Source organism: Alsobacter sp. SYSU BS001988 (assembly GCF_054796215.1).
The window spans coordinates 288,077-304,799 of record NZ_JBTAMK010000001.1 but is presented as its reverse complement, the minus strand read 5'-3'; the positions used below and the strand labels follow the sequence as shown (position 1 = coordinate 304,799).

The 16,723-nt window shown below is 71.0% G+C and carries 16 protein-coding genes; 8 read left to right on the top strand and 8 right to left on the bottom strand.

Features of this window, described 5'->3' with window-relative positions; genetic code table 11:
* The first annotated feature begins 47 nt into the window (after positions 1–47).
* Positions 48–437, top strand: coding sequence for a GNAT family N-acetyltransferase (locus ACYVO7_RS01315; protein ID WP_460448047.1), 390 nt, complete (start codon positions 48–50; stop codon positions 435–437).
* 7 nt (positions 438–444) lie between these two features.
* On the opposite strand, the gene ACYVO7_RS01310 is transcribed toward ACYVO7_RS01315, so the two are convergent.
* The 5 genes from ACYVO7_RS01310 to murA all read right to left on the bottom strand — a co-directional run bounded on the left by ACYVO7_RS01310 (position 445) and on the right by murA (position 5,390).
* Complete coding sequence (locus ACYVO7_RS01310) at positions 445–1,455, bottom strand: SIS domain-containing protein (RefSeq protein WP_460448046.1); 1,011 nt, start codon at positions 1,453–1,455, stop codon at positions 445–447.
* Positions 1,452–2,240 carry a GntR family transcriptional regulator gene (locus ACYVO7_RS01305; RefSeq protein WP_460448045.1) on the bottom strand — a complete coding sequence of 263 codons (789 nt, stop codon included), beginning with the start codon at positions 2,238–2,240 and terminating at the stop codon, positions 1,452–1,454. The genes ACYVO7_RS01310 and ACYVO7_RS01305 overlap by 4 nt, the downstream gene beginning before the upstream one ends.
* The gene (locus ACYVO7_RS01300; protein ID WP_460448044.1) at positions 2,237–3,151 is read right to left on the bottom strand and encodes an N-acetylmuramic acid 6-phosphate etherase; all 915 of its coding nucleotides are present in this window, start codon (positions 3,149–3,151) and stop codon (positions 2,237–2,239) included. Before ACYVO7_RS01300 ends, ACYVO7_RS01305 begins: the two co-directional genes overlap by 4 nt.
* 76 nt (positions 3,152–3,227) lie before the next feature.
* Positions 3,228–4,127 carry a glucosamine kinase nucleotide-binding domain-containing protein gene (locus ACYVO7_RS01295; protein ID WP_460448043.1) on the bottom strand — a complete coding sequence of 300 codons (900 nt, stop codon included), beginning with the start codon at positions 4,125–4,127 and terminating at the stop codon, positions 3,228–3,230.
* A 6-nt stretch (positions 4,128–4,133) separates the two neighbouring features.
* On the bottom strand, positions 4,134–5,390 hold the full coding sequence (gene murA / locus ACYVO7_RS01290) for a UDP-N-acetylglucosamine 1-carboxyvinyltransferase (RefSeq protein ID WP_460448042.1): 1,257 nt from the start codon (positions 5,388–5,390) through the stop codon (positions 4,134–4,136).
* A gap of 320 nt (positions 5,391–5,710) precedes the next feature.
* Here murA and ACYVO7_RS01285 point away from each other — a divergent pair, with 320 nt between their 5' ends.
* The 6 genes from ACYVO7_RS01285 (at position 5,711) to ACYVO7_RS01260 (ending at position 11,624) form a co-directional block, all read left to right on the top strand.
* A complete protein-coding gene (locus tag ACYVO7_RS01285) occupies positions 5,711–6,919 on the top strand; it encodes an ABC transporter substrate-binding protein (protein WP_460448041.1) in 1,209 nt (402 codons plus the stop codon).
* A 163-nt stretch (positions 6,920–7,082) separates the two neighbouring features.
* Entirely contained in the window at positions 7,083–7,943 is an 861-nt protein-coding gene (locus ACYVO7_RS01280) for a branched-chain amino acid ABC transporter permease (protein ID WP_460448040.1), read from the top strand.
* Between the two features lie 65 nt (positions 7,944–8,008).
* On the top strand, positions 8,009–8,968 hold the full coding sequence (locus tag ACYVO7_RS01275; protein ID WP_460448532.1) for a branched-chain amino acid ABC transporter permease: 960 nt from the start codon (positions 8,009–8,011) through the stop codon (positions 8,966–8,968).
* The gene (locus tag ACYVO7_RS01270; RefSeq protein ID WP_460448039.1) at positions 8,965–9,723 is read left to right on the top strand and encodes an ABC transporter ATP-binding protein; all 759 of its coding nucleotides are present in this window, start codon (positions 8,965–8,967) and stop codon (positions 9,721–9,723) included. Before ACYVO7_RS01275 ends, ACYVO7_RS01270 begins: the two co-directional genes overlap by 4 nt.
* Positions 9,716–10,444 (top strand): ABC transporter ATP-binding protein, encoded by a 729-nt coding sequence (locus ACYVO7_RS01265; protein ID WP_460448038.1) that lies wholly within the window; start codon positions 9,716–9,718, stop codon positions 10,442–10,444. Before ACYVO7_RS01270 ends, ACYVO7_RS01265 begins: the two co-directional genes overlap by 8 nt.
* A 61-nt stretch (positions 10,445–10,505) precedes the next feature.
* The gene (locus tag ACYVO7_RS01260; RefSeq protein WP_460448037.1) at positions 10,506–11,624 is read left to right on the top strand and encodes a 5-methyltetrahydropteroyltriglutamate--homocysteine S-methyltransferase; all 1,119 of its coding nucleotides are present in this window, start codon (positions 10,506–10,508) and stop codon (positions 11,622–11,624) included.
* 108 nt (positions 11,625–11,732) lie between these two features.
* Here ACYVO7_RS01260 and ACYVO7_RS01255 read toward each other — a convergent pair whose 3' ends face one another.
* The 3 genes from ACYVO7_RS01255 to ACYVO7_RS01245 all read right to left on the bottom strand — a co-directional run bounded on the left by ACYVO7_RS01255 (position 11,733) and on the right by ACYVO7_RS01245 (position 14,920).
* Positions 11,733–12,224, bottom strand: a complete 492-nt coding sequence (locus ACYVO7_RS01255) for a chemotaxis protein CheW (protein ID WP_406856278.1) — start codon at positions 12,222–12,224, stop codon at positions 11,733–11,735.
* Positions 12,225–12,578: 354 nt separating this feature from the next.
* Positions 12,579–14,120 carry a helicase HerA domain-containing protein gene (locus ACYVO7_RS01250; protein ID WP_460448036.1) on the bottom strand — a complete coding sequence of 514 codons (1,542 nt, stop codon included), beginning with the start codon at positions 14,118–14,120 and terminating at the stop codon, positions 12,579–12,581.
* Between the two features lie 116 nt (positions 14,121–14,236).
* Positions 14,237–14,920 (bottom strand): L,D-transpeptidase, encoded by a 684-nt coding sequence (locus tag ACYVO7_RS01245; protein ID WP_460448035.1) that lies wholly within the window; start codon positions 14,918–14,920, stop codon positions 14,237–14,239.
* 202 nt (positions 14,921–15,122) lie between these two features.
* Here ACYVO7_RS01245 and ACYVO7_RS01240 point away from each other — a divergent pair, with 202 nt between their 5' ends.
* On the top strand, positions 15,123–16,721 hold the full coding sequence (locus ACYVO7_RS01240; protein WP_460448034.1) for a S10 family peptidase: 1,599 nt from the start codon (positions 15,123–15,125) through the stop codon (positions 16,719–16,721).
* Positions 16,722–16,723 lie beyond the last annotated feature (2 nt).

The following is a 16,723-nucleotide window of genomic DNA, read 5'->3' as shown; positions in this document are numbered from 1 at the left end:
TGACGATCCGGGACGCCCGGCCCGCCGATGTCGCGCCGCTGGCGCAGGTGGCCGACGCGTCCTATCGGGCGGCCTTCTCGTCCATCGTGGGCGAGGCCTTCTTCGCGGCCCGCACGCCCGCGGATCTGGCTGCGCGCTTCACGGCCTCGCTCGACCGCATGCGGGTGGCCGACCGCGACGGCGCCGTCGTCGCCTTCTCGATGGTCACCGGGACGCATCTCGACATGCTGTTCGTCGACCCCGCCGCGCAGGGGACCGGCGCGGGCGCCGCCCTGCTGGCCGACGCCGAGGCGCGGGGCGCCCGCTCGCTGGAGAGCTTCAGGGACAACCACGCCGCCCGGGCCTTCTACGAGCGCCATGGCTGGCGGCTAACGCGCGAATACGAGCGCGACGTCGTCGGCGGCGTCTACGCCTGCGTGTTTTACGAGAAGGGGTGACCGCCCCTCACAAGGTCCGCGTCACCTTGCTGAGGAAGGGCGGGTTGTCGGGATCGAGACCGGCGGCCCGGGCCGCCTGCTCGATCGCCCGATAGGCGGGCACGAGCATGCAGACCGGATCGCAGACCGGATGGTCGTCGCCGATCCAGGGCAGGCCCGATCCCGGCCCGCCGGCGCAGAAAATGGGCTCGCCCGCGTCCAGGAGATCCGCCGTGAGGCCGTCGACCGTGGCGGCGGTGGCGTCCTCCTGACGCAGCGCCAGCACCGGCGTGTCCTTGTCGATGGCGGCGCGCGGGCCGTGCCGCAGCTCCGCCGCGCTATAGCCGAGCGCCGGCAGCCGCAGGGTCTCGCTGAGCTTCAGGGCGATTTCGCGCGCCGGCCCGAAGCCGTAGCCGCGCGCCGCCACGAAGGCGGCCCGCGCCGGCCCGAGCGCGTCGGCCCAGGCGCTCCAATCCAGCGAGAGGCACGCGGCCAGCCGCTCCGGCATGCGCCGGGTCGCGGCGGTCAGCGCCTCGTCCCCGGAGAGCTCCCCGATCAGCATGGCGCTGGCCAGCATGGAGGACGTCACCGTCTTGGTGGCCGCGACTGCGGATTCCGGACCCGCCAGCAGCGGGATCACCACATGGGCGGCGTCCGCCACCGGCGAGGCGTCGTCGTTGACGAGCGCCACCGTCAGCGCGCCCGCGTGATTGGCGGCCTCGGTGGCGGCCACGAGGTCCGGGCTGCGGCCCGACTGCGAGATGACGAAGAACAGCGCGCCCGCCATGGCGGAAGGCTTGCGATAGCTGGTCACGATGGAGGGGGCCGAAGCCGACACCACGACGCCGAGCCTCGTTTCGATGAGGTAGCGCAGATAGACGCCCGCATGGCCTGAGCTGCCCCGCCCGCACACCACCGCGAAGGGCAGCGGCGCGGCGGCGCAGCGCCGGGCGGCGGCCCCGATGGCGGCGGCGTCGGCGACTAGGCGCGCGGCGGCTTCCGGTATCTCCTGGATCTCCCGCAGCATGGCGGTGGTCATGGGGGCTTGCCTCCGTCGTGACGCGCGAGCCTGGGCGCCGCCGGCGCTTCGGCGTCGCGGATTTCCGTGACGAAATCATAGCGGTCGCCGCGATAGGCCGAGCGGGTGACCTCCACGGGCGCGCCGTCGGCCATGAAGCTGCGGCGCTCGATGCGCAGGATGGCCGAGCCGACGGCCACGTTCAGGAGTTCGGCCTCGCTGGCGGAGGCGAGCGAGGATTGCAGCCGCTGGACGCCGCGCACCGGCCGCGCCCCTCGGGCCGCCAGCGCTCCATAGAGGGAGTCGCCGATCTCCTCCGGGGGCGGCAGCAGCGCCGCCGCGACCACGGCGCGTTCGATGGCGAGCGGTTCGCCGTCGGCGGTTCGCACCCGCGACAGCCGCAGCACGGCGCCGCCGGGCGCGAGGCCCAGCGCTGCGGCCTCCTCGGCGGACGCGGTCGCGCGCTCCTTCTCCAGCCAGACGCTGCCGGGCCGGAAGCCGCGGCCGGCCATGTCGGCCGAGAACCCGGCCAGAAGCGAGGCCGGCTGCTCGATCCGGACCGCCACATAGGTGCCCGAGCCGGGGCGGCGCGACAGCATGCCCTCGCGCAGCAGCGCGTCGATGGCCTTGCGGACGGTGACCCGCGAGATCTGCGTCCTCGCGCTGAGCTCGCGCTCCGACGGCAACGCTTCGCCCACCCGCACGGCGCCGCCCCGGATCAGCCCGCGCAGATTTTCGGCGAGTTGCAGATAGAGCGGCGTCGGGCTCGCCCCGTCGAGGGTGATGCGGCCCGGGTCGAGGCTCATCCGCCCGCGGCTCCGCTCGCCCGGTCGGCCCCCTCAAGCGCCGCGAGGGCCTGCCGCAGGCTGCCGCCATGACGGTCGAGCAGCACGCCGGCGGTGTCGGGATCCATCCCGTTCACCACGAGGGCGGCGCGCTTGACGTCCCAGTCCACCTGGCGCAGCGCCTCGGCCGCGGCCGGCTCGTCGCAGCCGGTGATCAGCGCCACCATGGATTCCGCCCGCCGGTGCAGCTTCGCGTTGCTGGCCTGCATATGCACCATCATGCCGCGATAGACCCGCCCCAGCCGGATCATCACGGCCGTGGAGAACAGGTTCAGGGCGACCTTCTGGGCCGTCCCGGCCTTCATGCGGGTGGAGCCGGCCAGCACCTCGGCCCCGGTCTCGATCAGGATCGGGTGGCGCGCGACCGCCAGGAGGGGAGCGGCCGGGTTGTTGGCGACTCCCAGCGTCACCGCTCCGCGCGCCGTGGAGCGGCGCACGAACTCGACCGTGTAGGGGGTGGCGCCGCTGGCCGCCAGCCCGATCACGACGTCGTCGGGGCCGATCCCCGCCGTCTCCACCTTGGCGGCGGCGTCCGCCTCGTCGTCCTCCGCGCCCTCGGCGCTGCGCATCAGGGCCTTCGGGCCGCCCGCCATGGCGAAGACGAGCTGATCCAGCGGCCAGTCGAAGGTCGGCGGAAGCTCGGCCCCGTCCTGCACGGCGACGCGCCCGGAGGTGCCGGCCCCGGCATAGACCAGCCGGCCGCCCCGGCGCAGTCCATGCGCGGCGTCGTCCACGGCGCGGGCGATGGAGGCCAGCGCGGGCCGCACCGCCGCGACGGCCGAGAGCTGGCCCTCATACATGGCTTCCACGGCGTCGAGGGTGGGCCACTCGTCCAGGTCCACAAAGCGCGCGCTGACGTCCTCGGTGGGCATGGAGGGGCGGTCCTCGATGATACCAGTGATGATACCAGTCTAGGGCCGTTCGGTTCGGCGGCAAGCGGAACGCCGCTCAGCCGTTCCGGCGGGCCATCCACAGCGCGCCCGAGACGGCGTCGCCGTCGAGCGGCTTCAGCCTGCGGCGCACGTCGGGCGCCAGCCAGGGCTCGATGGCGCTGGAGAGGCCGCCCACCAGCGCGATCCGGGGCGCGCCGCGCTCGGTGAGGGCGCGGCAGAGCCCGTCGACCTGCTCGGCGGCGGCCTGCACGATGCGCCGGCCGGTGGGGTCGCCATTGTCCGCGTGGCGCATGACGAGCGGGGCGAAGGTCGCGTATTCGGTGGCGGTGGCTTTGTCCATCCAGGCGACGACCTCGACGGGGTCGTCGTCGAAGCGGTGCATCACCTCCGCCAGCAGGGCGGTCCTGTCGACCCGGCCGTCATGGGCGCGCAGCGCCAGCCGGATCGCCTGGAGGCCGAGATCGGCGCCGCTGCCCTCGTCCGAGACCGGGAAGCCATAGCCCCCGACCTTGTGCTCATGGCCGCCGACCCGGGCGAGCCCGAAGCTGCCCGTGCCGACGATCACGATCCCGCCGTCCAGGCCCGAATGCGCGCCGATGCAGGCGATCAGCCCGTCCGTCGCGAAGGCGGTCGCGCAGAACGGCAGGGGCGCGGCCTGCAGAGCCTCGAGCGCGCCCTTGCGGCCCGCCCCGGCGAGGCCGATGCCGGCCCGCATGCGGGCGAAGTCCGCCTCGTCGAGCCCGGCCTCGGCCAGCGCGCCGCGGCAGGCCGTCAGGATGGACGCCAGCGCGGCGTCGATGCCCAGCCGCGTCGTGGCCGGTCCGGCGACGCCGGCCCCGAGCACATCCCCTGCGGCGGTTTCGATGCGGGCCCGGCACCCCGTGCCGCCGCCGTCGACGCCGATCAGCAGCGCGTCGGCGGGAAGGGCGGGCGGCGTCTCGTCGGCGGTCGGCATCGCGGTTCAGTCCCGGAGGCGCTGGATGCGCGCGCCGCAGCGCACGAGCTTCTTGTCGAGGCATTCGTAGCCGCGGTCGAGATGGTAGACGCGGTTGACGACCGTCTCTCCCTCCGCGGCGAGGCCGGCCAGGACGAGGCTCACCGAGGCCCGCAGGTCGGTCGCCATCACGGGCGCGCCCTTGAGGACCGCGCCGCCGCGCACCATCGCGCTCGCGCCCTGCAGGGTGATGCTGGCGCCCAGCCGCGACAGCTCGGGAACATGCATGAAGCGGTTTTCGAACACGGTCTCTCGGATCATCGAGGCCCCGTCCGCGATGGTCATCAGCGCCATGAACTGGGCCTGCAGGTCGGTCGAGAAGCCCGGATAGGGCTCCGTCGTGATGTCTACGCCCTTCAGCCGGCCCGGCCGCGACACCATGAGGCCGCGGTCGGTCGGCCAGATCCGGACGCCGGCCGCCTCCAGCGCCTCGCCCACGGCGGCCAGATGCTCCAGCCGCGCGCCGGTGAGCTCCAGCTGCCCGCCCGTGATGGCGGCGGCCACCGCATAGGTTCCGGCCTCGACCCGGTCGGGCAGGATCTCGTGCCGGGCCTTGCGCAACGCGCGGCCGCCCTGGACCAGGATGCGGTGCGTGCCCGCGCCCTCGATCTCGGCCCCCATGGCGACGAGGCAGGCGCAGAGATCCGCGACCTCCGGCTCGCGCGCGGCGTTCATGATCTCGGTTTCGCCGCGGGCCAGGACTGCGGCCATCAGGGCCGTCTCGGTCGCCCCCACGGACGGCGAGCCGAACAGGATCCGCCCGCCGCGCAGGCCGTCCGGCGCGCGGGCGTCGATGGAGCCGCCGTCCAGCGCGATGGTGGCCCCCAGGGCGGCCAGCGCCTTGAGGTGCAGGTCGACCGGGCGAGCCCCGATGGCGCAGCCGCCGGGCTGCGACACCCGCGCATGGCCGAAGCGGGCCAGCAGCGGGCCGAGCACCAGGATGGTGGCGCGCATGCGCCGTACGATGTCGTAGGGCGCCTCGCGGTTGACCACCGCCGCGGCGTCGACCGTGACCGCGCCGGAACGCGCCAGCACCGTGGCGCCGTAATGCTCCAGCAGCGTCATCATGGAGCGGACGTCCGCGACGTCGGGCAGGTTGGTGAGGGTGAGAGGCTCCGGACTCAGCAGCGCGGCCGCGAGTTGCGGGAGCGCGGCGTTCTTGGCCCCGACGATCTGGACCGCGCCCTCCAGGCGGTGGCCGCCCTCGATCAGCAGTCTCTCCATCCCGGCCTCCGCCGCGCGTCCAAGTGGTACTGAACTGGTCTGTTCACCCTAGTCGCGAGCGCGCCGCGTCGCTAGCGCGAAACACGCGCCGGAGCCCCTGCCTTCTGCATCAGAGCCGCGGATTGATGAACGATGCGCAGCAACGGCCCTGAAACTCCCATTTGCATTCCTCGCGTCGAACGGGCTGATTAAGGGCGAAAAGCGGCGACGCCGGCTGAGCCGCGCAGCGAACTTGACGCGATTTGACGTCCGATCATAAGCTGTTCGCAATACGAATTGTTGTTCGCATAACGAACAACACACTCTGGGAGGAGCGACGAATGTCGACAAGCAATCCGGGGACGTCCGTCTCCCGCACGCGCAGGGCCGTTCTGGGCGTTCTCGGGGCCGCCGCTTTGGCTGCAGCCTCGGGGCCGGCGACGGCTCAGGAGAGCGTCAGGATCGGCCTCATCCTGCCGATGACCGGCGCGAGCGCGAGCACCGGCAAGCAGGCCGAGGCGGCCGCCAAGCTCTGGATCCAGCAGAACGGCGCGACGGTCGCGGGCAAGAAGGTCGAACTGATCGTCAAGGACGACACCGGCGCGCCCGACGTCACCAAGCGCCTCGCCCAGGAACTCGTCGTCAACGACAAGGTCAACGTCCTGATGGGCTTCGGCCTGACGCCGCTGGCGCTCGCCGTCGCGCCCATCGCCACCCAGGCGAAGATTCCTCAGATCGTCACGGCGGCGGCCACCGCCATCATCACCGAGCAGTCCCCCTTCATCGTCCGCACCAGCTTCACGTTGCCGCAGGCCACGGTGCCCATGGCCGAGTGGTCGGCCAAGAACGGCATCAAGAAGGTTGTCACCCTGGTGTCCGACTACGGCCCCGGCATCGACGCCGAAAAGGCGTTCAAGGAGGCGTTCTCCAAGGCCGGCGGCGAGGTCACCGCGGAGCTGCGCGTGCCGCTGCGCAACCCCGATTTCGCGCCCTTCCTGCAGCGGGTGAAGGATTCGGCGCCCGACGCGGTGTTCGTGTTCCTGCCGTCGGGCTTCGGCGCCACTTTCATGAAGCAATACGCTGAGCGCGGCCTGACCCAGGCCGGCATCAAGCTGATCGCCACAGGCGACGTGCTCGACGACGACCTGCTCAACGAGATCGGCGACAGCGCGCTGGGGGTGGTGAACACCCATCACTACTCCGCCTCCCACGACTCGCCCGAGAACAAGGCCTTCGTGGAAGCCTTCAAGAAGGCCAACAATTTCCGGCCCAACTTCATGGCGGTGGGCGCCTATGACGGCATGCAGCTCGTCTACAAGGCCCTGGAGAAGACCAAGGGCTCCACGGACGGCCAGGCCCTGCTCGACGCCATGAAGGGCATGAGCTGGACCAGCGTCCGCGGCCCGGTGCAGATCGACCCCGAGACGCGCGACATCATCCAGAACATCTATGTCCGCAAGGTCGAGAAGGTCGGCGGCGAGCTGTTCAACCAGGAATTCGCCGCCATCGAAAAGGTGAAGGACCCCGTGAAGGCCGCCAAGAAGCAGTAAAGGCTTCTCCCTTCTCCCCGCCTGCGGGGAGAAGGCGGCCGAGCAAGGCGAGGCCGGATGAGGGGGCTGGTCCGGTCACGACCCCTCATCCGGCGCTGCGCGCCACCTTCTCCCCGTGCCGGGGAGAAGGGTCACGACGACCCCATCTCGAGCCCGCAGCCCCATGGTCACCATCCTCTTCGACGGCGTCGCCTACGGGATGCTCCTGTTCATCCTGGCCTGCGGCCTGTCGGTGACGCTCGGGCTGATGAACTTCGTCAACCTCGCGCATGGCGCCTTCGCGATGGCGGGCGGCTACGTCACCTCCGTGCTGATGAATCGGCTCGGCGTGTCCTTCTTCCTGTGCCTGCCCATCGCGTTCCTGTTCGCCGCCCTGATCGGCGTCGTCCTGGAGCGCACGCTCTACCGCCACCTCTATGACCGCAGCCACCTCGACCAGGTGCTGTTCACCATCGGGATCGTGTTCATGGCCGTCTCGGCGGTGGACTACACGATGGGATCCGGCTCCCAGATGATCACCATCCCGGACGTGCTGCGCGGCAGGATCGACCTGCTGGGTGGCAGCATCGGCGTGTACCGGCTGTTCATCATCGTCATCTGCGGGCTGCTCACGCTGCTGCTGCAGGTCGCCCTGGTCCGCACCCGCTTCGGCAGCCGGCTGCGGGCCGCCGTCGACGATCCGCGCGTGGCGCGCGGGCTCGGGATCAACGTCAATCTCGTCTTCGCCATCACCTTCGCGATCGGCTCCGGCCTCGCCGGGCTTGGCGGCGCGCTCGGGGCGGAGGTCCTGGGCATGGACCCGACCTTCCCGGTCAAGTTCATGATCTACTTCCTGATCGTCGTGACCGTGGGCGGCGCATCCAGCATCACCGGCGCGTTCTTCGCCTCGCTGCTGCTGGGCGTCGCCGACATCGCCGGCAAATACTACATCCCCAAGGCCGGCGCGTTCATCATCTACGCCATCATGGTGCTGGTGCTGATCTGGCGCCCGCAGGGCCTCTTCGCCCGGAGCGCCGCCCGATGAGCGATGTCCTCGCCCCCGGAGTCGCCGCGAGCCCGCCCGCGTCCGTCGACGGCCCGCGCCGCCTGATGGCGGCCGCCGCCCGCTGGCGCTGGTGGGAATATGCGGTGTGGCTCCTGGCCGTCGCAGCCATCTTCGCGCTGCCCCGCCACCTGCTGCTGTTGAATGAGATCGCGATCCTGGCGCTGTTCGCGCTCTCGCTCGATCTCATCCTGGGCTTCGCCGGCATCGTCTCCCTCGGACACGCGGCCTTTTTCGGTCTTGGGGCCTATACGGCGGGGCTTCTGTCGAAGTTCGGCTATGGCGACCCGCTGCTTGGCCTCGCGGCCGCGGCCGGAATGGCCGCGATCCTCGGCTTCGCGACCTCGTTCCTGCTGCTGCGCGGATCCGACCTGACCCGCCTGATGGTGACTCTCGGCATCGCCCTGATGCTGCTGGAGGTCGCCAACCGGGAGGCCTGGCTGACGGGCGGAGCCGACGGCCTGCAGGGGGTCGCGGTCGGGCCCGTGCTGGGCCTCTTCGACTTCGACCTCTATGGCCGCACCGCCTATGTCTACAGCCTCACGGTTCTGTTCCTGTTGTTCCTGCTGGCGCGGCGCATCGTGCATTCGCCCTTCGGCATGGCGCTGCGGGCGATCAGGCTGAACCCGTTGCGCGCCCGCGCGGTCGGGATCCCGGTGAATGTCCGCCTGGTGGCCGTCTACACCCTGGCGGCGGCCTTCGCCGGCGTGGCGGGCGGACTCAGCGCCCAGACGACCCAGTTCGTTTCGCTCGATTTCTTCAATTTCGAACGCTCCGCCGACGTGATGCTGGTGCTCGTGCTCGGCGGCGTCGGCTATCTGTATGGCGGCATCCTGGGCGCGGTGATCTTCAAGGTGATGCAGGACTTCCTGTCCTCCATCACGCCGCAATACTGGCAGTTCTGGATCGGCCTCGTGCTGGTCGTCATCGTGCTGGCGGGCCGCGACCGCATCAGCGCCGCCATGCGTCGCGCCCTGGCGCCGTTCTCCCGGCGGAGGCGCGCATGAACGCCGCCTTCGCGTTGGAGACCCGCAACCTCGTCAAGCGCTTCGGCGGGCTCGTCGCCACCAATGACGTGTCGCTCAGCCTGCAAAAGGGCGTGCGCTACGCCCTGATCGGCCCCAACGGAGCGGGCAAGACGACGCTGATCAACCTGCTCACCGGCGTCCTGCGCCCCAGCGGCGGCGCGGTGCTGCTGGAAGGGGAGGACATCACGGGCCTCGCGCAGCACCGGCGGGTCCGGCGCGGGCTGGCCCGCACCTTCCAGATCAACCAGCTGTTCTCCCACATGACGCCGCTGGAGACGGTGGGCCTCGCCATCTCCGAGCGGCTCGGCCATGGCGGCGAGTGGTGGCGGCTGGCCGGCTCCAAGGCGGACGTGATCGACGAGGCCGCCGCGGTGCTGGAGCGCTTCGGCCTCAGCGACGTCATGGGCGAAGAGACGCGGGTGCTGCCCTACGGCAAGCAGCGGCTGCTGGAGATCGCCGTCGCCATCGCCAGCCGGCCGCGCGTGCTGCTGCTCGACGAACCCGCCGCGGGCGTGCCCGAGGAGGAGCGCCACGAGATCCTCGACATCGTCGGCGGCCTGCCGGAGGACGTCACCATCCTGCTGATCGAGCACGACATGGACCTCGTCTTCTCCTTCGCGCAGCGCATCGCCGTGCTGGTCAATGGCGGCCTCTTCATGGAGGGCTCCACGCAGGAGATCGCGCACGATCCGCGCGTCCGCGAGGTCTATCTCGGGGAGGCCGGACATGGCTGAGCTGCTCGCCCTCGAGCGCCTGTCCGCCGGCTATGGCGAGGCCCGGGTGCTGAACGAGGTCTCGCTGGCGATCCAGGACGGGCGCTCGCTGGCGCTCCTCGGCCGCAACGGCGCGGGCAAGACCACGCTGATGAACACCATCGTGGGCGTGACGACGCATCAAGGCGGGACGATCCGGCTCGGAGGGCGCGACATCACCCGCCTGCGGCCCGAGCAGCGCGCCATGGCGGGCGTCGGCTGGGTCCCGCAGGAGCGCAACATCTTCAAGTCGCTCACCGTCGAGGAGAACATGACCGCCGTGGCCCGACCCGGGCCGTGGACGGTGGCGCGCGTCTATGAGCTGTTCCCCCGCCTCCAGGAGCGCCGCCGCAACCTGGGCAACCAGCTCTCCGGCGGCGAGCAGCAGATGCTGGCGCTCGGCCGCGCCCTGACGCTGAACCCCCGCCTGATCCTGCTCGACGAGCCGCTGGAGGGCCTTGCGCCCATCATCGTCGACGAACTCCTAGCGGCCCTGGGCCGGATCATCCGGGACGAGGGGCTCACCGCCATCATCGTCGAGCAGAACGCCCAGAAGATACTCGGCGTCACCGACGACGCCGTGATCCTGGACCGCGGCATGGTGGTGCACTCCAGCACGAGCGCCGCCCTCGCGGCGGACCGCGCGGCCCTGGAGACGCATCTGGGCGTCGCCGGCCGGGTGGGCCATCGCGGGGCCGCTTGACCGCGGGCCCGGCCCGCCCGACAAGCCCAACATAAAACCCAACTTCCTCGGGAGACGTCCGATGACCAGCCGCACCGCCCCCCCGTTCCGCGCCGACATGGTCGGCAGCCTGCTGCGCCCGGCGGCCCTCAAGGAGGCCCGCGCCCGGCGCGCCGCCGGCGAGATCTCCGCCGAGGAGCTGAAATCCGTCGAGGATCGCGAGATCGCCGCCGTCGTCGCCAAGCAGGAGCAGGTGGGGCTGAAGGCCGTCACCGACGGCGAGTTCCGCCGCTCATGGTGGCACTATGACTTCCTCTGGAACCTCGACGGCGTCACCAAGGTGGAAGTCGAGCAGGGCATCCAGTTCTCGGGCGTGCAGACGAAGAACGAAGCGCCGCGCGTGACCGGCAAGATCGGCTTCTCGGGCCATCCTTTCCTGGAGCACTTCCGCTTCCTGAAGGAAACGGCCGAGAAGAGCGGCAAGGGCTCGGTCCCCAAGCTCACCATTCCGTCGCCCAGCATGCTGCACTACCGGTCCGGCCGGAAGCTCATCAACATGGGCCTCTACCCGGACATGAACGACTTCTACGCCGATCTCGGCCAGGCCTATCACGGCGCCGTGCAGGCCTTCGCCGGGGAGGGCTGCCGCTACCTGCAGCTCGACGACGTCAGCTTCGCCTATCTGTGCGACCCCGAGCAGCGCAAGATGCTGTCCGACCGCGGCGACGACCCGGTGCAGCAGCCGCACATCTATGCGGGCATGATCAACACCGCGATCGCGGGCCGGCCGAGCGACATGGTGATCTCCATGCATCTGTGCCGCGGCAATTTCCGCTCCACTTTCGTGGCCAGCGGCGGCTACGAGCCCATCGCCGAGCTGCTCTTCAACGAGGTGAATGTCGACGCCTACTTCATGGAGTGGGACACCGACCGCGCCGGCGGCTTCGAGCCCCTGCGCTTTCTCCCCAAGGGCAAGACGGTGGTGCTGGGCCTCGTCACCTCCAAGACGGGCGTCCTGGAGAAGAAGGACGACATCAAGCGCCGGATCGAGGAAGCCTCCAGATACGCCCCCCTCGACCAGCTCTGCCTCTCCCCGCAATGCGGCTTCGCCTCCACCGAGGAGGGCAACACCCTGGCCGAGGACGAGCAGTGGGCCAAGCTGCAGATGATCGTGGACATCAGCCGGGAGGTGTGGGGCTGAGTGGGTGGGAGAGATCTCCCCGCCCGCCGAAAGACGCAAGGTCCTGAGTTCGCCGGCAGCAAAAAGGGGCCGCTGGGGCCCCTTTCTCGGAACGGCTTGGTGCGACGCTCAGTTCAGCGTCGCGCCATGCGATTCGCGCACGACGGCGGGGAGGTCGAGCAGCGCCACGACCTCGTCGCCCTTGACGACCAGCGCCTGCAGGATGTCGTCGCCCTCGCCGGCGATGTCCGGGGCGGGGCGGAGGGCGGAGATCTGGATGTCGACGATGTCGGACACGGCGTCGACCAGCAGGCCGGCGAGGCGCTCGCCGAGGTCCACCACGATGACGACGCTCGAGCGGGAGATCGTGCTCGGGCCGAGGCCGAGGCGCTGGCGCAGGTCGTAGACCGCGATGATCGCGCCGCGCAGGTTGATGACGCCGAGCACGTGCGAGGCCGCGTTGGGCAGCGGCGTGGTGGGCTGCCAGCCCTTGATTTCCCGGACGGCGGCGACGTCGACGCCGAAGCTGCGGCCGTCCACCCTGAAGGTGACGATGCGCTGCATGGCTTCGGACGAGGCGGAGGCGCCGTGATGGGACAGGGTGTCGTAGGCGAGGCTCACAGGGCGGCTCCTCAAGCGTGCTCAAGAGATGGGCGGCGCTCCGGACCCTGGGGGGCGGGACCTGCTTCCGCGATCGGATCAAGTTCTAGGCTGAAATCGTGAACGCTCCTTAAACTTCACCCCGAGTTTTGGAGTTCCGAAGCATCCGCGGAGCGCCGTTTGCGTCTTCGAAGGTCATGGCGTGCGCCGGCGCACGGGCAAAACCGGAACAAGCGTGCTGAAAACGCGTTCGTCACCACGGTTAACGAAACGGAAACACGCCATGAAGTCGGGTTGGTTGTTGCTCGCCGCCATCATCGGAGGACTGGGCTGGCTGGGGTCCATCGCCTTCGCGGGAACCTGAGCCGCCCGCCATCAACCCAGCGCGAAAAGGTCCGGCGAAGCCGGGTTTTCGGCGCCCGGCGACCCGCCTGCGGCAGTCGGAGCCGGCGCCTTGGCGGCGGCGTCGCCCGGCGCGGTCTCGCAGCCCAGATCGGGCAGGGCCACGATCCGCTGGCCGCGCAGGTCCGTGCGGCACACCACGATGCCGCGGCTTTCCATATAGGCGATAATGCGGCGCGCCCGGGCCGGTGACCGGCTGCCGAAGGCGCGCGCGATCACATCGTCGCCCGGGCAGGGCTCGCCGGACAGCGCCGCGCGGGCGATGAGCAGGAAGACGGCCTGGATGTCCTCCTCCAGCTCGGCCGCGAACGCCACCGCCTTCGTCCAGGCCTCGTCGGATCGCCCGGGCTGTGCGCCGGCGCGGGCCACCGCGAGCCGCCGCCTGAAGGTGGGCAGGCTCATCGGCTCGCCCGACACGCGGCGGATGCGGCAGCGCACGAGAAAGTCCTGATACAGCACCGCCACGGAGGCGAAGGCCGCGTCGGGGTCCCGCAGGATGTCGCGCAGGATCTCGTCCATGAGCGCGCCGCGCTCCTCCGGGCTCATCTCCGGCGCGGGCTCGGCTGCCGGCTCGGCCGGCCGGGGGCGGGCGAGCTGCGCCATGATGTCGGCTGTGGTGGGGGCTGGCGCCACGCGGGGCCGCGGGGGGCGGACATAGTCGGGCTCGGCGGGCTCGAAGATCAGGTCGCGGATCTCGTCGCCGCCCGCCTCGGGCAGGGGCATCAGCTTGGGGCTGGAGCTGCGGGCGGAGGTCTCGACCTCGCCGATGCGCAGCGGCAGGGGCCGGCGCGACAGGGCCGGGCCGAGCGCCACGAAGCGGCCGCGCTCCAGGTCGCGGAACACCTCCGCCTGGCGCCGCTCCATGCCGAGCAGGTCGGCCGCCCGGGCCATGTCGATGTCCAGGAAGGTGCGTCCCATCAGGAAGTTGGACGCTTCCGCGGCGACGTTCTTGGCCAGCTTGGCGAGCCGTTGCGTGGCGATGACGCCGGCGAGGCCGCGCTTGCGGCCGCGGCACATCAGGTTGGTCATCGCCCCCAGCGAGAGCTTGCGGGCCTCGTCGGACACCTCCCCGGCTGCGGCGGGCGCGAACAACTGCGCCTCGTCGACCACGACCAGCATGGGGTACCAGTAGTCCCGGTCGGCGTCGAAGAGCCCGCCCAGGAAGGCGGCGGCGCAGCGCATCTGGCCCTCGATGTCGAGGCCCTCGAGGTTGAGCACCACCGAGGCCCGGTGCTGGCGCACGCGCGCGGCGATGCGCTGCAGATCGTTCTCGCTCTGGGCGGCGTCGACCACCAAGTGGCCGAATCGGTCCGCCATCGTGACGAAGTCGCCTTCGGGGTCGATGATCGCCTGCTGCACCCAGCTGGCGCTCTGCTCGAGCAGGCGGCGCAGCAGATGCGACTTGCCCGATCCCGAATTGCCCTGCACCAGCAGACGGGTCGCGAGCAGCTCCTCGAGGTCGAGAAGGGCGGTCGTCCCCTCGGACGTCGTGCCCATGTCGATCCCGGCTTTCATACAGAACCTCGCCACGCAGGCCGTCCCCGATTCCGGACGGCCCACGGTGCTAGCACGCATCGCGCGGCTGTGGAGCGGCGCGGACGCAACGCTCCACAGCGCAGCGCGGCGCAGGCTCAGCTGAATTCGTCGCCGCCGCCGCCGCGGCTGCCGCGCACGACCACGCGGGACCCCGTCGGCACGCGCCGATAAAGGTCGATCACGTCCTGGTTGATGAGGCGGATGCAGCCCGAGGAGACCCGCGTCCCGATCGTGTTGGGCTCGATCGTGCCGTGGATCCGGTAGAGCGTGTCGCGATCGCCCTGGTAGAGATACATGGCGCGCGCGCCCAACGGATTGTCCGGGCCGCCCGGCATGCCGCTGGCATATTGCTCCAGCTCGGGCTGGCGCTGAATCATGGTGGAGGGCGGCGTCCAGGTCGGCCATTCGGCCTTGCGCTTGATCACGGCGTTCCCGTGCCAGCCGAAGCCTTCGCGGCCCACGCCGACGCCGTACCGCATCGCCCGGCCGTCGTCCTGCACGAGGTAGAGGAAGCGCTGGTCAGGGTCGACCACCACCGTCCCGGGGCGCTCCGGGCCCGAATAGGCCACCACGCGGCGCAGATAGACGGGGTCGATCTCGTCGATGTTGACGGCCGGGACGGGGAAGGGCTCGTCGTCGATGTCGCCATACATGGCGTATGCGGCCGGATCCAGCGCGGAGCGGGAAGAGATCAACGCCGCCGGAGGCGGACCGGCGGAGACGCAACCGCCGAGGGCGATCGGCAGACCAAGAGCGACGAAACGCCGGCTGACAAGCATGAGGGGACGACTCCAGGATCATGGCGGCGCCGATTGCGACGCCCAAGGCGCACAAGGAACACAAACGAACCGCAACGGTTCCGTTTGAGCCACGTTTGTGATCGGGCTGTGGCGCGGCGGCCTCCATGACGATGTCGTGACCGCCCGACGCAGGACCGCCCGCGACCGGCTATGATGCGGCCAGCGCCTCGAAGGAGCCTCGATGTCCCTCCCACCGTCTCCCGGCCCTGCGCCCCGCGCGCGATCGTCCCGCAGGCACGCCGGCCTCGCCCTGCTGCCGGCGGCCGTCCTCGCGCTCTGCATGGCCTTCGAGCCCGCATGGGCGCAGCAGCAACAGCAAGGCCGCCCGGCTCGCGACCAGGAGGCCCAGTCGCAGGACCGCGCCGAGAAGGCGCGCGACGACGCCCGCAAGTTTCCGGCCGACGTCACCACCGAGCACACGCTCGACCTGCCGGGCCGGACCCTCAAATTCACCGCCACGCTGGGCTCCATCCCGCTCTTCGACGGCGAGGGCGGACCGCTGCTGGCCGAGATCGGTTTCGTGGCGTTCCGGCGCGTAGGCGGCGACGTGGCGCAGCGCCCGCTGACCTTCGCGTTCAACGGCGGACCCGGCGCGGCGGCCGCCTACCTGAACATCGGCGCGATCGGCCCGTGGCGGCTCCCGATGGAGAAACCGGCCCCGTCGGACGTCCCCGTCACGGTCCCCAACGCCGAGACCTGGCTCGATTTCACCGACCTCGTCTTCGTCGATCCGGTCGGAACCGGCTACAGCTGGTCGACCGCGCGGGGCGACGACCTTCGGCGCCGGTTCTGGTCCGTGGACGCCGACATTTCGGGCCTCGCGACCTTCGTGCGCAAGTGGGTGGAGAAGAACGACCGCCAGGCCTCGCCCAAGACCATCCTGGGCGAGAGCTATGGCGGCTACCGGGCTCCGCGCCTGGCGCGCGAGCTGCAGTCCAGCCAGGGCGTCGGCGTCCGGGGCGTCATCATGCTGTCGCCCGTGCTCGACTTCGCCTGGCGCTTCCAGCCCCGGCATTCGCCGATGCGGTGGGTCTCCGAACTGCCCTCGATGGCCGCCGCCCGGGACGACGCCTCGCGCGGCGATGCGTCGCTGAACCGCCAGGCCATGGCGGAAGCGGAGCGCTACGCCTCCGGGGAGTTCATGGCCGACCTGCTGAAGGGTCCGGGCGACACGGCCGCGGTGGACCGCATGTCGGCGCGCGTCGCGGCCCTGACGGGCCTCGACCCGGAGACGGTGCGCAAGCTCGCGGGCCGGGTGGACGTCTCCACCTTCACGCATGAGCGCCAGAAAGGCCGGGTGGCCAGCGCCTACGACGCCACGATCACGGGCGTCGATCCGCAGCCCTTCGCGCCGGGGCCGCACGGCGACGATCCCGTGCTGGACGCCATCGAGGCGCCGCTCTCCGCCGCCATGACGGACCTCTACCGGCGCCTGGGCTGGCGCATCGACAGGCCCTACCGCCTGCTCAACCGCGAGGTGAGCGGCCAATGGCAATGGGGCGGCCGCCGCAGCGCGCCCGAGGCGCTCAGCGACCTGCGCGACGGGCTGGCGCTCGATCCCAACATGCGCGCCCTCGTGGCGCATGGGGCGACCGACCTGGTGACCCCCTATTACGAGAACAAGCTGCTGCTGGCCCAGCTTCCGGACCTGGGCGGGCCGGATCGCCTGCGGCTCCAGGTCTATCCCGGCGGGCACATGTTCTACGCCCGCCAGGACGCCCGCGCGGCGTTCCGCGCCGACGCGGAGGCGCTCTACCGCCCGGCCGAAGCGGGGCGGTGAGA